The organism is uncultured Sphingobacterium sp., assembly GCF_964277905.1.
Taxonomy (GTDB): Bacteria; Bacteroidota; Bacteroidia; order Sphingobacteriales; family Sphingobacteriaceae; genus Sphingobacterium; species Sphingobacterium siyangense.
In genome coordinates this window covers 1-17619 of sequence record NZ_CAXYKD010000039.1, presented here as the reverse complement: position 1 = coordinate 17619, position 17619 = coordinate 1, and the positions used below count along the sequence as shown (strand labels likewise).

The window sequence follows — 17619 nt, the reverse complement described above, 5'->3', positions numbered from 1 at the left end:
TATGATTAGAAAACTCATCCATATCTTATTATTATTGTGTGTCTGTAGCTTTACAAAGCTACATGCACAAAATGACAAACCTGTATTCTATGAAAAACTAGACCAGGGATTGATTCGCTTTTATTTTGACAAATATTATTATTTAGTTTCAAAAGAGTGTGAGTTTAAAACGATCGAACGTGTGAGCAAATTTGATTTTGCAAAGCAAGTTTTTGATGGAGAGTTCCGCGATTTTGCGCCAAATGGATCGAGAATACTCATTGGTTCCTATAAAGATGGTAAAAAAGAAGGCTTATTCCAAGCCTTCCATCCGAATGGAGTGTTGAAATGGGAAGTAAGTTTCCAAAACAACCATCCAACCGGTGATTGGAAATATTACTATCCGGATGGAAAACCCTTATTAACCATTACCTATAATGAGCAAGGCTATTTTATCAAAGATTACTGGGACAACAGAGGCAAACAAGAGGTGATAGACGGCGAAGGCAACTATGAATTTTCTATTCCTTTTGAAGGTTTTACGGAGTTCGGTTTTGATTTCTACCTACGCAAAGGAAAGGTAAAAAACGGTAGGCCGCAGGGAAACTGGAATACATATTTCTACAATGTAGGTCAGCAAGCAGTTTACGCCATGACGCAACGCTTTGCAAATGGTGTACTCACAACGACCTATGACGACAATGGAGATCTAAATAATGAGGATTTCGTGTCGCTAAGTATCCTCCCTTATGACTATTTTATACGAGCGGAACTATTTAACGGTAAGTCTTGCAGCTTTGATGATTATTCTAATTTTTATGCATTCCTAACCAAACGTTTTAACGACAATCTCAATAAAACTGGGCTAGACATCACCAAACAGGTTAACTTTTCTTATTTAGTGGAAGTAAAGAAAAGCGGAATGGCTAATCTAAAAAGCCTCAAGTTAATATCAGATTCCGGCGACGAGCCTTTCGATGGCATTTTGAGCCGTATTGCGAGAAGTGTTGACTTCTATTTCCCTACATATAAAGACAATCAGCCTCAAGACGACTTTATCAGAGTATCTGGTGGAATCACACAGGGTAATGACGGAAAAATCTATACCCATTCAATTAAAATCGAAAGACAAATAGACAATTCGAGTAAATAATTATCTTTGCAGAAATAAATAGATATGAAATTTCATAAAGAAGGATACACCACATTAGCGATCGCTGTACTTTTTATCTTCATCATCAATGCCGTTGCGGATTATTATGACGCTCCGCAATACGCTAAATGGTTTATTTATGCGCTCTCAGCATTCCTATTCATTACAGTTGTTCAGTTTTTCAGAAGTCCCAAAAAAGTGGTTAGCCCGCAGGATGGCCTGATTCTTTGTCCAGCCGATGGAAAAGTTGTTGTTATCGAAGAAACTGAGGAAAATGAGTATTTCCATGATAAGCGGATACAGGTGTCGATATTTATGTCTCCTGTCAATGTGCATGTCAATAGAAACCCAATCAGTGGTTTAGTCACGTTCTTTAAATACCATCCTGGCAAATTTCTAGTGGCTTGGCACCCCAAATCATCTACCGATAACGAAAGAACAACAGTCGTTGTCAAAGATAAGGCTGGACGGGAAGTTCTTTTCCGCCAGATTGCAGGAGCATTAGCGCGCCGTATTGTATGGTATGTAAAAGAAAAAGACGAAGTCGTGCAAGGCAATGAGTTTGGTTTTATCAAATTCGGTTCCCGTGTCGATTTGTTTCTTCCTTTAGGAACTGAGATCAATGTTAACATTGGTGATAAGGTTACTGGAGCAAAAACGATTATCGGAAAATTTTAACAATTTATTAATATCATTATAAGTAACTTAGGCTCCAAATCAGGGGCCTTTTTTATTCTGCAAATGAATTTTAGACAATTACTATTGGCAAACTCCGCGGCTGTCGGTATTGCAATATCCACGATCAGCTTTTATTATAAACATGACCTACAGACAGCATTGATCATTTTCTTTGTTGCTGTGGTAACGAGTTTCCTCCTATTTAACTATCTATTTGAAAAATACATATATCGTAGACTCAATACGATGTATAAGTTAATTCATAACCTTAAACTCGGCAAGGATCTTAAGGATGCTATCGGAGAACATGTTAGTGAGGATCCGATTACGGATGCTGAAAACGAAGTCAAAGCATGGGCAAAAGATAAAAAAAATGAGATAGAGCAGTTAAAATCACAAGAAAAATTCCGCAGAGAATTTTTATCCAACATTTCTCATGAATTCAAGACGCCGTTATTTGCTACCCAAGGTTACATTGAGACCCTGCAGGATGGCCTTATGGAAGAAGATATGGAAATGGCCAAGAACTTCTTAGATAAAGCTGCCCGGAATCTGGACCGGCTAAATTACCTGATTCAGGATCTTGATGAGATATCCAAACTGGAATCTGGAAAAATGGTCCTGAATATAGAGAAATTCGATATCGTTGATCTTATTAAAGACACCACCTACTCTCTTGAGGACAAAGCTAAACAGCACAATATCAAAATAGAATTCAAGCCAAAAGCGGGCACACCACATTGGGTTAAAGCAGATCGCAATAAAATCCACCAGGTATTATACAATCTGATCGACAATTCCCTGAAATATGGAAAAGAGGGCGGAACAACGAAAATTAAGATTTTTCCGCTGTTTGAACAAGTTCTTATCGAGATTACAGACGACGGTTATGGCATCGAAGAAAAAAATCTCAGCCGTGTATTCGAGCGCTTTTTCCGAACTGATAAGAGTCGATCACGCGATATCGGAGGATCAGGATTAGGGTTGGCTATCGTAAAGCATATTGTCGAAGCACATCAGCAAAACGTCAATGTCCGTAGTACAGAAGGCATTGGGACAACATTTGGCTTTACTTTACAAAAAGTTCAGTCAGGAAATTAAACAATTGATGACACTTTTGTGTTTAAACAAAATCAATGTTAACATTAACTTAACATTAAGGTATTATTTTTGCAAAAATAAATTTAAGATATGTCTTTAAATAGCATTTTTCAATACTTCGTTCCAAAGGATAAAAAATTCTTCCCTTTGTTTGAACAAGCCGGCAACAACTTGATCGAGATGTCAAAGTTGTTAAAAGATATTGTTAACTCAAGCAACCCTGAAAAGAAAAAGGAATTAACACGCAAAGTGGAAGATTTGGAACATAGAGGCGACAACATTACGCATCAAATTCATTTGGAGCTGGGAAAGAACTTTATCACTCCTTTTGACCGCGAAGATATACACTCTTTGGCAAGTTCATTGGACGATGTCGCAGATTTTATACACGGTGCCGCCAATAGAATGGACCTTTACAAGGTTGAAAAGGCCACTGAGCCAATGATTGAAATTGCTGATTTACTGGTTGAAGCTACCGAACATGTATCAAAAGCTATTCATGAGCTTAGAGATTTGAAAAATATCCGGAATATTACGGATTCATGTGTTCGCATCAATAGCGTAGAAAACAAAGCCGATTATATCTTCGATAAAGCTGTAGCTGACCTTTTTGAATTTGAAAAAGATGCAATTTCATTAATTAAACACAAAGAAGTGTTATCTGCAATGGAAGATGCAACCGATAAATGTGAGGATGTTGCTAACGTATTAGAAAGCATTCTAGTTAAAAACGCATAATCATTCGATTTAAGTGCACAAAAATTCTACGAGATTATGATGTCAACATTACTCGTTGTTGTGATTGTCCTTGCGATTGCCTTTGACTACATCAATGGATTCCATGATGCTGCCAATTCTATTGCGACAGTTGTATCAACAAAAGTTTTAACGCCAGCAATGGCCGTCTTATGGGCTGCGATATTCAACTTTGCAGCTTACTTCTACTTTACAGATCATAAAGTAGCCAATACCATTGCGAAGACAGTATTGGAAGAATACATTACCTTAGAAGTTATTTTTGCAGGATTACTTGCTGCAATTGGTTGGAACTTATTTACATGGTACTACGGTGTACCATCAAGTTCGTCCCATACACTTATTGGAGGTTTTGCAGGATCGGGTATGGCTTACGCTTTCATCCTTGGCGCAGATCCTATTCACGCTATCAACATTGATGCTACCTTAAAGATTATTGCATTTATCGTACTTGCACCTATCATAGGTATGACGATATCGGTTATCATCACATTGATTGTAATCAATCTGGCGAAAAACTCCCGTCCAAGTGTTGCCGAAAAATGGTTCAAGATATTGCAACTTGTTTCTTCAGCCGCCTTGAGCTTTGCACATGGAGGTAATGATGCACAGAAAGTAATGGGAATTATCCTTGTCGCTATGGTAGCTGGTGGTTATGTCCCAACGACTGAACACATGCCAGAGTGGATTCCATTGACTTGTTACGCAGCAATCGCTGCCGGAACAATGAGTGGTGGATGGAAAATTGTCAAAACGATGGGAACCAAGATTACAAAAGTAACACCCTTGGAAGGTGTTTGTGCTGAATCTGCGGGAGCTGTCACCTTGGGTATCACAGAACATTTTGGAATACCAGCCTCAACAACGCATACCATTACAGGTGCAATCATCGGTGTTGGTGTTGTCAAACGTGTCTCAGCAGTACGTTGGGGAGTAACAATCAGCTTGTTATGGGCTTGGATATTGACAATTCCAGTTTCAGCTTTGTTGGGTGCATTGTCGTTATTGGTCGTACATTATTTGCTTTAGAAAAAAAATACTTAATTTTTTTCTTAAACCTATTGAAACAAAACAAAAATTTGGTACTTTCGTAGCGGATTTTTGTTTTGTTGTTTCACATTAAATACTTAATTTAGTACAAAATATAGCAAAAACAAAATTTTAACATAATTTTAAGACTTTGGCACGGCAATTGTACTGTTCCTTGTGTTAATACAATAATTAAGTTTGAAAACAATTAAAATTAATAATAACCTTAAAAACAAGAGTATGAACTATTCTACAATTAAAAAAACAGCTGTTGCTGCTACATTAGTTGCCGCTTTAGGTTTCGCTGGTACAGCACAAGCTCAACAAGTATTCGGTGGTAGATCACAATACAGAACTTGGTCTATCGGAGTTCAAGGTGGTATCACTACTCCTAATACTGTTATCGGTGGTAACAATAACTTTGGTCAAAAAGTTGGTTACTTCCAAAACAAAGTAGGTGAATATTATGGTTTGACAGTACGTAAGCAATTCTCTCACCTATTCGGTTTAGAAGTTGAAGCAAACCGTGGTAAGATCAAAACTTACAACCATAACGAATCTGGTCCTGCACTTGAGAACAAATATAAAGCTCAATCTGCTGAAACAAAAGTTAATTGGGCGGCTAGCTTAAATGGTGTTTTCCAATTAGGTACAGTAGATTTCTTGAGAAGAGAAAATGCGGTTAACTTCTACGCTAAAGTGGGTATCGGTGCTTTTGCATATAATCCAGTTCAATTCTCTAACAATGACTTTGGCGGTACAGTTGTTTATGATCAAAAATGGGGTGAAGATGTCCTAGGCGATCGTTCTCCTTCAAACCCACGCGATAAAGATTACCGTTTAGGTATGATCGTACCTGTAGGTGTTGGTGCTAAATTCAAATTATCAGAAGTAGTTGCCTTGAACTTAGGTTACACAATGAACTTTACTGATGAGGCATTGTTGTACGGACCAGGTAGAAATGGAACTACTAAACAACGTTTCTCTAATGTGTATGGTGGTTTAGAATTCACTTTAGGTTCGAAAGACAAACAAAACTTGACTTTTGCTAACCCAGTTGCTACATTGTACGATGAGTTGAAAGATCCTTCATTGAGAAACGAAGTTGAAGCATTGAAACAACGTGTAAGCACTTTAGAAGGTACAGTTAACACATTAAGCGCTGACGCTGATGGTGATGGTGTATCTGATAAATTTGACAAATGTCCTGGTACTCCAGCTGGTACTCCAGTAGATGGTTCAGGATGTCCAATCAAATTCCCAGAGCCAGTTATTGAAACTGTAGCTTCTAACGGTTACTACGCTCCAATTCAATTCGAATTTGATAGCTCAGTATTGAAAACTTCATCATACTCTACATTAGACAAATTGGCTAAAGAGTTACGTGATAACAATTCAGCTGTACAATTAGATGGTTATGCATCTGCAGAAGGTTCTGATGCTTATAACATGACTTTATCTAAAGACCGTGCTAACTCTGTAAAACAATATTTAGTAAATGCTGGTGTTTCTTCATCAAGCATCACAGCTAAAGGTTACGGAGAGAAAAATCCAGTTGCATCTAATGCTACTGAAGAAGGTCGCGTTCAAAACCGTCGTGTTGAGATCAAAAAATAATCGTATATAACTTATACATTATATTAAAAGCCGGCTTTAAAGCCGGCTTTTTTATTTTACCCGTATTTATCCTTAACTTTGTGGAGGATATCCGATTTGTGGAAAATTAGTTCGAACAAATTAGATAAGAAATTAGTATTTTGAATTAAGTAACAGAATACTGGTTTTAAACTTTTGAGAATGGAAGAGGATTTTGAATTTGAAAACCCCGAGGAAAGAAAAATCTCGGTGGACAGATATGAGGAAATGCTTCGAAACGAGGATCAGTATTTTTTTGACTCCAAAGCTTTTGAAGGAATTATTGATTATTATGCTGAAAAAAATGACCCTGTAAAGGCCTTACAGGTTACCGAATTTGCAATCAGCCAACACCCTTTTGATATTACCTTTTTATTGAAACAAGCTCAACTGTTTTCAACGATTCAACAATATCAGAATGCGCTTGCAGCGTTGGATAAAGCGGAATTATTAGAGGCTTCAGAAGGGGATATTTTCTTGATCCGTGGTGGCATATTAGGCAGTATCGGCCAGTTTGATAATGCTTTGGAACAGCTCTTCAAAGCACTTCCGCTATTGGATAATAAAGATGAGGTCTATTTCCATATTGCGATGATCTTTCAAGCGCAAATGAATTATGACAAGGCAATAATTTATCTAAAGAAAGCACTTGAGCTCAACATGGATTACCAGGAAGCACTCTATGAATTGGCCTACTGTTATGATGTATTGGATAGACAAGAGGAAAGTATCTCCTTTTATAAAAAGTACATTGATTCAGACCCATACTCCTACTATGCTTGGTACAATTTAGGAAACTCTTACCATAAAATCAGCCGGTTTGAGGAAGCTTTAGACGCATACGACTATGCTATATTAATTAAGGAAGACTTCTCTTCAGCTTATTTCAATAAGGGTAACGCTCTTGTCAATCTAGACCGCTATCAAGAAGCATTGGATGTTTACAAACAAACATTTGAATATGAACAACCAAGTGCTGATACCTATTGTGCGATAGGCGAATGTTATGAAAAACTTGAGCAGATGGAAGAAGCCCGCAATTATTATAAAAAGGCAGTCAAATTAGATGCGGAGCTTGCTGATGCTTGGTTCGGTATTGGGGTTACCTTAGATTTCGAAGAACGCTATTTTGAATCACTTCATTTTTATAAAAAAGCATTGGAACTAGAGGATACAAACCCCGATTACTGGTTTGCGATTGCCGATGCCCGATATAAACTACAACAAATAGATCTTGCAGAAGAAGCTTATAAAAAGGTAGTGGCTTTAAACCCAACAGACATCGATGCGTGGCTCGATTATTCCTCAATTCTATTTGAACAAAGTAAAATTGAAGAAGCTATTAATGTAATATCCGATGCCATCACACAAAATCCAAATGCAGCAGAACTGTACTATCGTGTAGTTGCTTATCTATTTGCCAATGGACAATACAATGAAGCGCTCAACTTTTTAGAACTTGGCTTAGCGACTGATCCCGATAAGCATCATATTCTTTTTGATTACCTCCCACAGCTACAAGGGAACCAAATCATTACTGAAATTGTAAAAAAATATACAAAGCCGAAAGATTAACATACAATAGGCGCTACGTCCGGTCGTTGCAACGCAATGACCGGATATTAAAATTGAAGATATATTCCTGTTCCCACAATGTACTTTTCGCAATTCAAATGAAAAAATTAGGCTTAATAGGATACCCGTTGGGGCATTCTTTTTCAAAAAAATATTATTTAGAAAAATTTCATCGAGAACATATTACCGATGTAGATTACGATCTATATCCACTTGCTCAAATAGCCGATTTTACAACAATTGCTTCCAATAAAGATTTCTATGGTGTCAATGTGACCATTCCCTACAAGATAGAGGTTATGGATTACTTGGACGAGCTCTCGGAAGAAGCTCGTACAATACAAGCTGTAAACTGTATTCGAATCAGTCATACATCAGATGGCACCACGCATCTAAAAGGCTATAATACGGATGCCTATGGTTTTGAGGCATCGCTAAGGCCGCTATTAAATCCCCCGGTGGATAAGAAGGCTTTGATTTTAGGTAATGGGGGTGCTGCAAAAGCTGTCATTTATGCCCTTGATCAGCTTGGAATATCACATACTATAGTAAGCAGAACCAAACAGGCAGATCAACTCACTTATGATGAACTTGATCGCGCTATCCTAGCTGACCATACAGTGATTATCAACTGTTCACCCGTCGGTACATTTCCCAATACGGCAGAATATCCAAAAATTCCTTACGAATTCTTAACGGAGAATCACCTCTGTTATGATCTCATTTACAACCCTGAGGAAACAACATTTCTTCGAAAAAGTAAAGAAAAAGGTGCTAGAATCAAAAACGGATATGAAATGCTGGTTCTACAAGCAGAAAAAAACTGGGAAATCTGGAATAGTTGAGCTTTCAATAGTAAGAAATCAATAAAAACTGTAATTTTACCTTTATGCTTACGATCAAAACATTCACTTTCAATCCATATCAGGAAAATACTTATCTACTCTATAACGAGTCAGGAAATGCCATTATCATTGATCCAGGGATGTATGGCGAGCAAGATCAGCAAGAATTATTAGCTTTCATCGCAAACAATAATCTCAAGCCTACACTCCTATTAAATACACATTGCCATATTGACCATGTTTTGGGGAATAGTTTTGTCCATGAGAAATTTGGCTTGCTCCCACAGTTCCACGAAGGTGAAGTACCCATTTTAGTAGCTGTTCAGAATTACGCTCCTCAAATGGGCATCCGATATGACATCTCACCAATTGGAGAAACATTTCTAAATGAGGATGATACCATTTATTTGGATAATGATGAGCTAAAGGTCATTCTTGCACCTGGACATTCCCCTGCACATATCTGCTTTTATTCAGCTAATCAAAAATTCTTGATCGGAGGAGATGTCCTATTTCGCAATAGTATTGGCCGTACTGATCTTCCTGGGGGAAATCATCAGCAGCTTTTGGATAACATAAAAACAAAACTTTATACCTTGCCCGACGACACGATCGTCTATCCTGGGCATGGGCCATCGACAACGATTGGCTTTGAAAAAAATTCTAATCCATTTATCCGAGGATAAAAGTCATGAATCTGCCATTTCTATTTGCAAAAAGATATCTGTTTTCTAAGAAATCAGTTAACGCCATTAATATCATCTCTTCTATTAGTGTAATTGGCGTAATGGTAAGTAGTGCTGCTTTAATCATTTTGCTATCTTCATTCAATGGAATGGAACAGCTGATACTATCCATGTACAGTAAGTTTGCTCCTGAACTGAAGATTGAACCCAAGAAAGGAAAACTTTTTGACAGTAAACAGGCTGTCTTCAGTGAATTACGAAAAGATTCCAATGTGGTTCATTACACGGAGGTTCTACAAGAGAAAGTATTACTGCAATATTCAAATAGACAATTTATTGCAAATATAAAAGGCGTCGAACCTCAATCGCTAAGTAAAAAGGCCGGAGACAGTATCCTCGTAGATGGTCAGTACGAACTTACCCATGATTCTACCAACCTCGCAATTATAGGGGCAAGCGTACAGGCAAATCTGGCAATTCCTATGCAGAACTCAGTGGAACAAATTCAAGTGTATTCTCCGAGAAAGGGAGTAAAGAATTCTTCCAATCCTGCAGAAGAATTCAACATCCGATCCATAGCTCCCGGAGGGGTATTGCGCTATCAACAAGATTTTGACAATTTGATTATTACACCAATTTCATTTGCTAAAGAGGTTCTCGGAGAATATGAGCGCGTTTCATCGATCGAGTTTTACCTAAAAGATGGTGTGGATGTTAATTCATTTGGGCAAGCAGTACAAAAGAAAATAGGACCGGATTACATTGTAAAGAATAGGGAAAAACAAAATCCTACCTTATATAAAAATGTACGTGTTGAACGCTGGGTCGTCTTCTTTATACTGACCTTGATCAGTGTGATTGCAATCTTTAATATTGTAGGTTCCTTAACCATGCTTGTATTAGACAAACAAAAGGATATGACGATACTGAAAGGTCTCGGTGGTTCGAATGATCTCATTCAACGTATCTTCTTTTATGAAGGCCTTATGATCGCCATTATTGGCTGTGTATTAGGTCTATTGATAGGCGCCATATTCAACTATATCCAGTCAGCCTATGGCATCATTCGTGTAGAAGATGGAGCAAATACAATTATTGACAGCTACCCTATGGTAAGTAAGTGGAGTGACTATATTTTAGTCTTCATGACAGTCATTAGTATCTCTGGCCTAGTTTCCTATTTCTCTGCAAAGCTAAGTGTCAGAGAATTAAATAAATTAAAGGCAACTGATTAATAACTTGAGCTTTTTCGGCTCTGACTACCTTTTGTAATCTGTTGGATTAAACTGCCCCATGCAAAAGGATTTAACAATGGATTAGCATAACGTTGGTTGATGACTTTATTATTCATCGTATTAAAACTCTGCGCATTGTTAATTGAACGCATTTCATTTCCGTCACGTGGTATTACAGCTGCCATTGCCGCTAATGATTCATAAGACAAGGACCTCCTAACTCTCACGATGTTATCCTCAGAAACGTCTAGATTCATAAATGCAATGTTAAACTCTTCGATACTTGCCCATGGATAGGGGGTTACCATCGGGAGTTCCGTAACTAGATTTTGCATAATGATATTTGCGGTATATTTATCTCCAGGAACTTCTGGAATAGTGACAACTAAAGGATCAAAACCGACGGAAGTAAAACGAATGGTGTCTCCTACATGTGCTACAAAAGAGAAATAGCCTTCGTTATTTGCCGCAAATGCTTCATTCCTGAAAGATAAATTAGTGACGGTCGCATAACCTACAGGAAGTCCAGACCCAACCGTTGTTACGATACCGGAGTACTGAACAATCTTCCTTTCCTGAGCATGTAAAGCAGAGGAACAAAAAGATAGAAATACAGCAAATAATATAGAAACCAGCAACTTCATGGAACAAATTTAAAAAAAAGTAGCCGAACTAGCCGTTAAATTGTGTTAAGTAGAAAAACTAATTAACAGGGGGTAAAGTTGCTTCTGGGGAATCGGGATCTGTTAAATTAATAGCCTCCACTGCTGTAATTTCAGGAACAGCTTTCTTAATCGCCTGCTCTAAACCAGCTTTAAAGGTCATAATGCTCATTGAACATGAAGCACATGCTCCCAATAATTTTAAACGCACGACATTATCCGCTGTAATCTCTTCAACACTCACATTTCCGCCATCAGTCTCCAAATATGGTCTCAAGGTATCTAATGCTTGCTCAACTTTTTCTTTTAAAGTCATACTCTTAATGCTATTCAATGATTGTAATATGTAAAGATAATCAAATATTTTAAAATGTGTATTTTTAGGCCTCGCTACCAATGGAAAAACAACAAGTATATGACAATATACCCTCTTCATAGCTCCAATCGAGTTAAAGAATGTTAATAAGAAATGTTGTTTTTGCGATCAAATAATTATTAAACTATATTGCGCAGTAAAATTTAATTGATTAGTATAACAAATTCACTTATCTTTGTAAAATGTTTTTAAATAGGCGTATAGCGGCTATCTGTGCCGGCATGATGTTTCTATTGGTATTTACTGGTTGTAAAAGTAAATTTGAGAAATTGCGCGCAAGCAATAACATCGCTCAAAAGTACGAAGAGGCCGTAAAACTTTATGAGAAAAAGAAATATACAAAGGCGTTAGTTTTGTTTGATGACTTGCGGACCAAATTCCGTGGACAAGCTGAAGCAGAAAATATTTACTATTATTTGGCATTTGCCAACTACCGGCTGAAAGATTATACATCGGCAGCATTTCACTTTAAAGATTTTGCGGATGTTTATCCAAACAGTGCAAGAGCAGAAGAATGTAGATTTATGCATGCCTATTGCTATTATTTGGATTCTCCAAGATCAACGTTAGATCAAGCGAATACAAAAAAAGCAATTGATGCATTACAGCTCTTTGTCAATCTCTATCCCGAATCAGAACGGTCCAAAGAAGCCGCAGATCTTATTCAGAAATTAAGAGATAAGCTCGAGCTTAAAGCATTTGCTAATGCAAGACTGTATTATGACATGGGGCTGACGGATGATTACAGGGCAGCTGTCATCGCATTACAGAATGTATTAAAAGAATACCCTGATACAAAATACGCGGAAGAGATTGAGTTTTTAACATTAAAAGCACAATACATCTATGCGTCCAAAAGTTTCTTCCTGAAACAAGAAAGTAGATTTGATGATGCCTTGGACTATTATCGTAGCTTCGCAAGTAATTTTCCGAATAGCAAACATATGAAAGAGGCAGAATCCCTTCGTGAAAATTCTGAAAAAGGGATTAAAACCGCCCTCTCTCAAGTGAAGGATTATAATAAAGCCGTTGCAGAGCAGGAAGTATATATCAAAGAACAAAAGGCGAAAAAAGAAAAAGAAAATACCCAAAAACATGAGTCAAAAAAATAACAATTCAATTCCAAACTCTACAGTTACACGTGACTTGAGACAATTGGACAAAGGCACAGACAATCTCTATGAATCTATTGTAGTTATTTCTAAACGCGCGAACCAAATTGCAGTAGACATTAAAGAAGAATTGAACGGAAAACTTGCGGAATTTGCAAGTAACAACGATAACTTGGAAGAGGTATTCGAAAACCGTGAGCAAATTGAGATTTCAAAACATTACGAGCGTATGCCAAAACCTACTTTGGTTGCTATTGATGAATTTTTACACGATAAAGTGTACTACAGAAATCCTTCAAAAGAGCAGGACTAATCCTTAAACAATGGCTTTAGCTGGGAAAAATATTGTAATTGCTGTATGCGGCAGTATTGCCGCATACAAGATTGCATCCCTCATCCGCCTTTTAGTAAAAGCAGATGCCCGAGTTAACGTAGTCATGTCAAAAGAAGCGACAGCCTTTATTACTCCGCTTACGCTTTCCACTCTTTCCAAAAATCCTGTTTTAATTGATTATTATCAGCCGAATACCGGGGAATGGAATAATCATGTCGAAATTGCCTTAAATGCGGATTACATTTTAGTCGCTCCCGCAACGGCAAATACACTGGCCAAAATGGCCAATGGATTTTGTGACAACCTCCTAACTGCCGTGTATCTATCAGCGAAATGTCCGGTGCTATTCGCTCCAGCAATGGATTTAGATATGTGGAAACACCCGTCCACACAATCCAATATCAATAAGCTTAGTTCTTATGGTAATATCCTAATTCCTCCAGGAAAAGGGGAATTGGCTAGTGGCCTAGTAGGTGAGGGACGTTTGGCGGAACCAGAAGAAATACTGGATTTCTTAGTTAAATTTTCGGAGAGAGACTTGCCCTTAGCAGGAAAGAAAGCGTTAGTATCTGCAGGTCCTACTTATGAAGCTATAGACCCAGTTCGATTCATTGGCAATCATTCAAGTGGAAAAATGGGCTATGCTATCGCCACACAACTTGAAGAACTTGGCGCAGACGTCACGCTAGTATCAGGCCCCAGCGCCCTTAAACTGCCCAAAGGCGTCGATACCATTTCAGTAACCTCGGCAGCTGAGATGTTACATGCCTGTGAAGAACATTTTGATGCCGCAGATATTATTGTGATGAGTGCTGCTGTGGCAGACTACACACCAGTTGAAGTCGCTAATCAAAAAATAAAAAAGAAAGAAAACGAATTCTCCATTGTGCTGAAAAAAACGGCAGATATTCTGGCAACTTTAGGGGCTAAAAAGAAAGAAAAGCAATTACTCGTTGGGTTTGCATTGGAAACCAATAATGAGCTCGAAAATGCAAAAGACAAATTGATTCGAAAAAACCTGGATTTTATCGTACTCAATTCCATGCAGGATAAAGGGGCCGGCTTCGCAACAGATACCAATAAAGTTACTATAATCGATCGGGCTGGAAATACCAATGAGTTTAGCCTAAAATCGAAAGAAGAAGTTGCTAAAGATATCTGTTCAATTATCGTAAGCCTTTCCTAAGCACAACTTTTATAAACACATTCTCCGTGTTCAATGCCGCTATATTTTACAAATTTACAATCCTCAATTCCTTTGGATAATAGTTATTGATTCGGTTGGTCAATACCTTCATCCAGCCCAAAGGTTTACCTTCAAAACTTGCTATTGTCCATCCTTGAAGACTTTCGCCAATCGTATCCACAGTTATATTTTCCTTTCTAAGGTAATTACGTGCATCTTCAAGCGACAATTCTACCGATTGAAAGTCTTTGGTCAAATGATTACTCAAGGCCAGTGCATGGCTTGGTATTAGCTCCTTTCTATTAAGCTTGCCGACATTGGTTCCCGCATTCTTAAGATAAAGCACATTTTGTAGATACTTTAGATCATCCTCATACATTTTTGGGAAAACATATATATCCTCATGATGAAGGAAAGTATGAAAACTAGTACTATCCGAAATCCAGCTATCTAAAATTTCTTTGGGTACATCTGATTTCTCCGGTTTAATTCGTTTTCTATTGAATGTTTCCTGTTCACCAACCTTCTTAAGGACAGCAATAAAAAAGCCCTCTCCACCTAATTTATGCGGGTAAAATCGATAACCGTGTGCACGATGCTTATTAGAATTTGTATGATCAATTCCCCAATGCTCTTCAATAGCTATTTCAACAGATTCAAAATCGCCGCTATCCAATAGCCAATCGACAATATCTTCATTCTCTTCCGGTGAATAAGAACAGGTTGAATAAAACAAATATCCGCCCTTATTTAAAGCACTCAAGCTTTCAACCAAAATCCGTTGTTGTCTTTCGCTACACAGCTTAACATTAGCTTCGGACCATTCATCGATGGCATCGGCATCTTTTCTAAACATTCCAGATCCAGAACATGGCGCATCAACAACCATCAAATCGAAGTATCCAGGAAGACGATTAAACGCTGCAGGATCATTATTTGTAGTTACTGTGTTCGCATTTCCCCATTTCATTAAATTATCTTGCAGGATTGTAACCCTTGTTTTAATAATTTCATTTGCAACCAAGAGTGATTCCGGATGTAAGCTACTGTTTAATAAGGTAGACTTTCCTCCTGGTGCGGCACATAAATCCAACGCCCGAATACTCCCCTCATGTAACTTCAAACTTCGAATGATATGATCGATGAACATGGAAGAAGCATCTTGTGGATAATATGCTCCAGCATGAAATAATGGATCTAACGTAAACACTGGACGATCCTGAAGATAATAAGCCACATTACACCAGGGAACTTGCCCCCCACTAGGAAACGGACAATCTTCTAATTTATTAGGGTTTAGGCGTATTGCTGTCGCCCGAATACCTTCCTCATGTATCTTAATAAATGCATCAGTATCAAATAACGGATTCACTCCTAACTTTTTCACTAAAGAATTTGGCAGAAAATTACTCATGTTGTCCCAATAATTTGCGATAAAATTAAGATAAATAAAAATGAAGTCAAAATAAGTGGTAAATTACAAGAAAGAGTAACTTTGCACCATGAAAGAATTCAAGAAATATGCTATTATTCCTGCAACTCCAGAGGAGCTGTATCTTGCTTTAACGACCGAAATTACCGCTCGTCTTTGGACAGGGGACCTTGTGTCTATAGACCCTACTGTCAATGGAGAATTCTCTTTGTGGGATGGTGCTATAACTGGCCGATTCTTGGAACTGGAACCATCGACAAAAATTGTACAAGAATGGTATTTCGGTGAAACAGACAGCCCTTCTATTGTTACATTAAAGTTGCATAAACATAAAAAAGGGACTTCCTTAGAAATTAGGCAAACGAATATACCTGATGAAGACTTTGATAATATTTCGGATGGATGGGAAGATCCTTATATCTCTTCGTTGATCGACTTTTATACAGAAGAAGATTAAAGTTTATTATCTCAGAATTCCTTTGTGATGATATATTAGCTTATTGGCGTCATAAATGACGCCAATAAGCTAATATATTATACGTTCCGAAACGATGCTGGCCCCATTTTCTTTAGATAACCTAGCTTCATTATACTTTTTTATATAATTTAAAAACAACTCGTAACTATATTTTCTTTCAAGCTGAAATTGCTTTAATATGGTTGGTTCATCTTCTATTAATGCTGATAGCGCTTTAGCCCTTTGTTTTACATCATTCCCCAAAATATCTTTTACAACATCATTCAATTCAATTATCTCCCCAGAAGAACGCTTAAGAGCACACCAATATTTCGTTGTCGTGAAACCGAGAATAGGTCCAGAGGTTCCACCTCCCACCGCCAAGCCAGAGCTTTTAAAATAATAGACCATTATTTCACCATCCTGAATTAATTCAGCAAATCTTAATTCCTCTGATTTTTCTTTATTAATCCGAAAAATCTGAGGTTTTGTATTTTTAACCTTTTCTAGCCCTGTTTCGATGTAAGAAGGTGCGAAAATTTTGCTTTTACTATTTTGATAAACACGAAAAACTTGGTCTGGAAAAAAATCCATCTGCGTATCTCCATCACGCCATGACAATTTACTATCCGTAACTGAAGAAATTTTCCCATATAAGCTATCTCCATTCATGAAAACAATATAATCTGTATTATTAGATTTCTTTTGAGCACAAAGTGTTTCGGAAAATATAAGTAGAGCAATAACTGCCATCATTTGGCCCAACATTAATAATTTAGCTTTTTTCATTATATAAGTTAATATCCACAAATATACAATTCATTCCAATAATTCACTTTACCACCTGCAAAAGATTAAAAAAATTAAACATTTAACTTAAATATCTATACGTAGCGTATTATAATTGTCTCATTGCTCATATTTTGAACATCCCGAGGCATATGGAATATTAAGTAAAAAATTATAAATATTTAAGTTAAAATTCCATATAAATGTTCTAAACTTGGACTTCTCTATTACTAGTTTTATGACCTCATTCCTGCTCGGCAAAACGAACGTTATCGGTTTGCGAATTTGATAACGTCAACAATACTCTCACTAAGAAGATCATACATATGCATTTTGTTTATATAAAACCATACCAGTAATTCTACATTAAGTAAGCAGAGTGAGTTACAATAGACTTAATTCACTTGTTCAAGTTTTAGCACTAGAAAATTATCATACAGTAAACTCAAGCTTAGTGCTGCGATACCGATAAGCGGAGGATATGCCATAGCCTGTACATGGAAATACGGAAGTACTTAAACGAAAGAAGCCCTTGACTGTTTCCAGCAAGGGCTTCCGTGTAAAAAAAGGCACCGACCTACTCTCCCACCTGTTACGGC

Annotated in this window: 18 protein-coding genes; 14 read left to right on the top strand and 4 right to left on the bottom strand. The window is 37.4% G+C overall.

The genetic code is table 11. The features are described 5' to 3' along the window. Nucleotide 1: 1 nt before the first annotated feature. From ACHWSC_RS18025 to ACHWSC_RS17980, 10 genes are all read left to right on the top strand, one after another. On the top strand, nt 2–1132 hold the full coding sequence (locus tag ACHWSC_RS18025; RefSeq protein WP_394677686.1) for a toxin-antitoxin system YwqK family antitoxin: 1131 nt from the start codon (nt 2–4) through the stop codon (nt 1130–1132). Nucleotides 1133–1156: 24 nt separating this feature from the next. Beyond that, the gene (locus ACHWSC_RS18020; RefSeq protein WP_205400267.1) at nt 1157–1810 is read left to right on the top strand and encodes a phosphatidylserine decarboxylase family protein; all 654 of its coding nucleotides are present in this window, start codon (nt 1157–1159) and stop codon (nt 1808–1810) included. 63 nt (nt 1811–1873) lie between these two features. Continuing rightward, nucleotides 1874–2911, top strand: a complete 1038-nt coding sequence (locus ACHWSC_RS18015) for a cell wall metabolism sensor histidine kinase WalK (RefSeq protein ID WP_120335232.1) — start codon at nt 1874–1876, stop codon at nt 2909–2911. A gap of 90 nt (nt 2912–3001) precedes the next feature. Then, complete coding sequence (locus ACHWSC_RS18010) at nt 3002–3649, top strand: DUF47 domain-containing protein (protein ID WP_046671637.1); 648 nt, start codon at nt 3002–3004, stop codon at nt 3647–3649. Between the two features lie 36 nt (nt 3650–3685). Further along, nucleotides 3686–4696 (top strand): inorganic phosphate transporter, encoded by a 1011-nt coding sequence (locus tag ACHWSC_RS18005; protein WP_046671636.1) that lies wholly within the window; start codon nt 3686–3688, stop codon nt 4694–4696. 240 nt (nt 4697–4936) lie between these two features. After that, a complete protein-coding gene (locus ACHWSC_RS18000) occupies nt 4937–6313 on the top strand; it encodes an OmpA family protein (RefSeq protein WP_394677685.1) in 1377 nt (458 codons plus the stop codon). Between the two features lie 180 nt (nt 6314–6493). Next, nucleotides 6494–7906 carry a tetratricopeptide repeat protein gene (locus tag ACHWSC_RS17995; protein WP_120335234.1) on the top strand — a complete coding sequence of 471 codons (1413 nt, stop codon included), beginning with the start codon at nt 6494–6496 and terminating at the stop codon, nt 7904–7906. Between the two features lie 98 nt (nt 7907–8004). Beyond that, on the top strand, nt 8005–8751 hold the full coding sequence (locus tag ACHWSC_RS17990) for a shikimate dehydrogenase family protein (protein ID WP_394677684.1): 747 nt from the start codon (nt 8005–8007) through the stop codon (nt 8749–8751). A 44-nt stretch (nt 8752–8795) separates the two neighbouring features. Beyond that, nucleotides 8796–9437: an MBL fold metallo-hydrolase gene (locus ACHWSC_RS17985; RefSeq protein ID WP_394677683.1), complete on the top strand. Its 642-nt coding sequence runs from the start codon at nt 8796–8798 to the stop codon at nt 9435–9437. A gap of 5 nt (nt 9438–9442) precedes the next feature. Then, nucleotides 9443–10672, top strand: coding sequence for an FtsX-like permease family protein (locus tag ACHWSC_RS17980; protein WP_394677682.1), 1230 nt, complete (start codon nt 9443–9445; stop codon nt 10670–10672). On the opposite strand, the gene ACHWSC_RS17975 is transcribed toward ACHWSC_RS17980, so the two are convergent. Together ACHWSC_RS17975 and ACHWSC_RS17970 are read right to left on the bottom strand one after the other, a co-directional pair. Further along, a complete protein-coding gene (locus tag ACHWSC_RS17975) occupies nt 10669–11316 on the bottom strand; it encodes a carboxypeptidase regulatory-like domain-containing protein (protein WP_120335238.1) in 648 nt (215 codons plus the stop codon). The genes ACHWSC_RS17980 and ACHWSC_RS17975 overlap by 4 nt on opposite strands. 58 nt (nt 11317–11374) lie before the next feature. Continuing rightward, nucleotides 11375–11650 carry a NifU family protein gene (locus tag ACHWSC_RS17970; protein ID WP_075990344.1) on the bottom strand — a complete coding sequence of 92 codons (276 nt, stop codon included), beginning with the start codon at nt 11648–11650 and terminating at the stop codon, nt 11375–11377. A gap of 242 nt (nt 11651–11892) precedes the next feature. Between ACHWSC_RS17970 and ACHWSC_RS17965 the strand changes: the two genes are divergently transcribed. The 3 genes from ACHWSC_RS17965 to coaBC are packed head-to-tail and all read left to right on the top strand — an operon-like array spanning nt 11893 to nt 14342. Further along, nucleotides 11893–12822 (top strand): outer membrane protein assembly factor BamD, encoded by a 930-nt coding sequence (locus tag ACHWSC_RS17965; RefSeq protein ID WP_394677681.1) that lies wholly within the window; start codon nt 11893–11895, stop codon nt 12820–12822. Next, the gene (locus ACHWSC_RS17960; RefSeq protein WP_075990346.1) at nt 12806–13135 is read left to right on the top strand and encodes a DNA-directed RNA polymerase subunit omega; all 330 of its coding nucleotides are present in this window, start codon (nt 12806–12808) and stop codon (nt 13133–13135) included. Before ACHWSC_RS17965 ends, ACHWSC_RS17960 begins: the two co-directional genes overlap by 17 nt. A 10-nt stretch (nt 13136–13145) precedes the next feature. Beyond that, on the top strand, nt 13146–14342 hold the full coding sequence (gene coaBC, locus ACHWSC_RS17955; RefSeq protein ID WP_394677680.1) for a bifunctional phosphopantothenoylcysteine decarboxylase/phosphopantothenate--cysteine ligase CoaBC: 1197 nt from the start codon (nt 13146–13148) through the stop codon (nt 14340–14342). 46 nt (nt 14343–14388) lie between these two features. Here the strand turns inward: coaBC and ACHWSC_RS17950 are convergent, their stop codons facing one another. After that, entirely contained in the window at nt 14389–15756 is a 1368-nt protein-coding gene (locus tag ACHWSC_RS17950) for an RNA methyltransferase (RefSeq protein ID WP_394677679.1), read from the bottom strand. A gap of 88 nt (nt 15757–15844) precedes the next feature. Here ACHWSC_RS17950 and ACHWSC_RS17945 point away from each other — a divergent pair, with 88 nt between their 5' ends. Then, the gene (locus tag ACHWSC_RS17945) at nt 15845–16231 is read left to right on the top strand and encodes an SRPBCC domain-containing protein (protein ID WP_394677678.1); all 387 of its coding nucleotides are present in this window, start codon (nt 15845–15847) and stop codon (nt 16229–16231) included. A gap of 69 nt (nt 16232–16300) precedes the next feature. Here the strand turns inward: ACHWSC_RS17945 and ACHWSC_RS17940 are convergent, their stop codons facing one another. Then, nucleotides 16301–17020, bottom strand: coding sequence for a hypothetical protein (locus ACHWSC_RS17940; protein WP_394677677.1), 720 nt, complete (start codon nt 17018–17020; stop codon nt 16301–16303). Nucleotides 17021–17619 lie beyond the last annotated feature (599 nt).

Bases quoted from the DNA above. Each gene is read 5' to 3' on its own strand.
- ACHWSC_RS18025 (WP_394677686.1), top strand. From the start codon at position 2: ATGATTAGAAAACTCATCCATATCTTATTATTATTGTGTGTCTGTAGC.
- ACHWSC_RS18020 (WP_205400267.1), top strand. From the start codon at position 1,157: ATGAAATTTCATAAAGAAGGATACACCACATTAGCGATCGCTGTACTT.
- ACHWSC_RS18015 (WP_120335232.1), top strand. From the start codon at position 1,874: ATGAATTTTAGACAATTACTATTGGCAAACTCCGCGGCTGTCGGTATT.
- ACHWSC_RS18010 (WP_046671637.1), top strand. From the start codon at position 3,002: ATGTCTTTAAATAGCATTTTTCAATACTTCGTTCCAAAGGATAAAAAA.
- ACHWSC_RS18005 (WP_046671636.1), top strand. From the start codon at position 3,686: ATGATGTCAACATTACTCGTTGTTGTGATTGTCCTTGCGATTGCCTTT.
- ACHWSC_RS18000 (WP_394677685.1), top strand. From the start codon at position 4,937: ATGAACTATTCTACAATTAAAAAAACAGCTGTTGCTGCTACATTAGTT.
- ACHWSC_RS17995 (WP_120335234.1), top strand. From the start codon at position 6,494: ATGGAAGAGGATTTTGAATTTGAAAACCCCGAGGAAAGAAAAATCTCG.
- ACHWSC_RS17990 (WP_394677684.1), top strand. From the start codon at position 8,005: ATGAAAAAATTAGGCTTAATAGGATACCCGTTGGGGCATTCTTTTTCA.
- ACHWSC_RS17985 (WP_394677683.1), top strand. From the start codon at position 8,796: ATGCTTACGATCAAAACATTCACTTTCAATCCATATCAGGAAAATACT.
- ACHWSC_RS17980 (WP_394677682.1), top strand. From the start codon at position 9,443: ATGAATCTGCCATTTCTATTTGCAAAAAGATATCTGTTTTCTAAGAAA.
- ACHWSC_RS17975 (WP_120335238.1), bottom strand. From the start codon at position 11,316: ATGAAGTTGCTGGTTTCTATATTATTTGCTGTATTTCTATCTTTTTGT.
- ACHWSC_RS17970 (WP_075990344.1), bottom strand. From the start codon at position 11,650: ATGACTTTAAAAGAAAAAGTTGAGCAAGCATTAGATACCTTGAGACCA.
- ACHWSC_RS17965 (WP_394677681.1), top strand. From the start codon at position 11,893: ATGTTTTTAAATAGGCGTATAGCGGCTATCTGTGCCGGCATGATGTTT.
- ACHWSC_RS17960 (WP_075990346.1), top strand. From the start codon at position 12,806: ATGAGTCAAAAAAATAACAATTCAATTCCAAACTCTACAGTTACACGT.
- coaBC (WP_394677680.1), top strand. From the start codon at position 13,146: ATGGCTTTAGCTGGGAAAAATATTGTAATTGCTGTATGCGGCAGTATT.
- ACHWSC_RS17950 (WP_394677679.1), bottom strand. From the start codon at position 15,756: ATGAGTAATTTTCTGCCAAATTCTTTAGTGAAAAAGTTAGGAGTGAAT.
- ACHWSC_RS17945 (WP_394677678.1), top strand. From the start codon at position 15,845: ATGAAAGAATTCAAGAAATATGCTATTATTCCTGCAACTCCAGAGGAG.
- ACHWSC_RS17940 (WP_394677677.1), bottom strand. From the start codon at position 17,020: ATGAAAAAAGCTAAATTATTAATGTTGGGCCAAATGATGGCAGTTATT.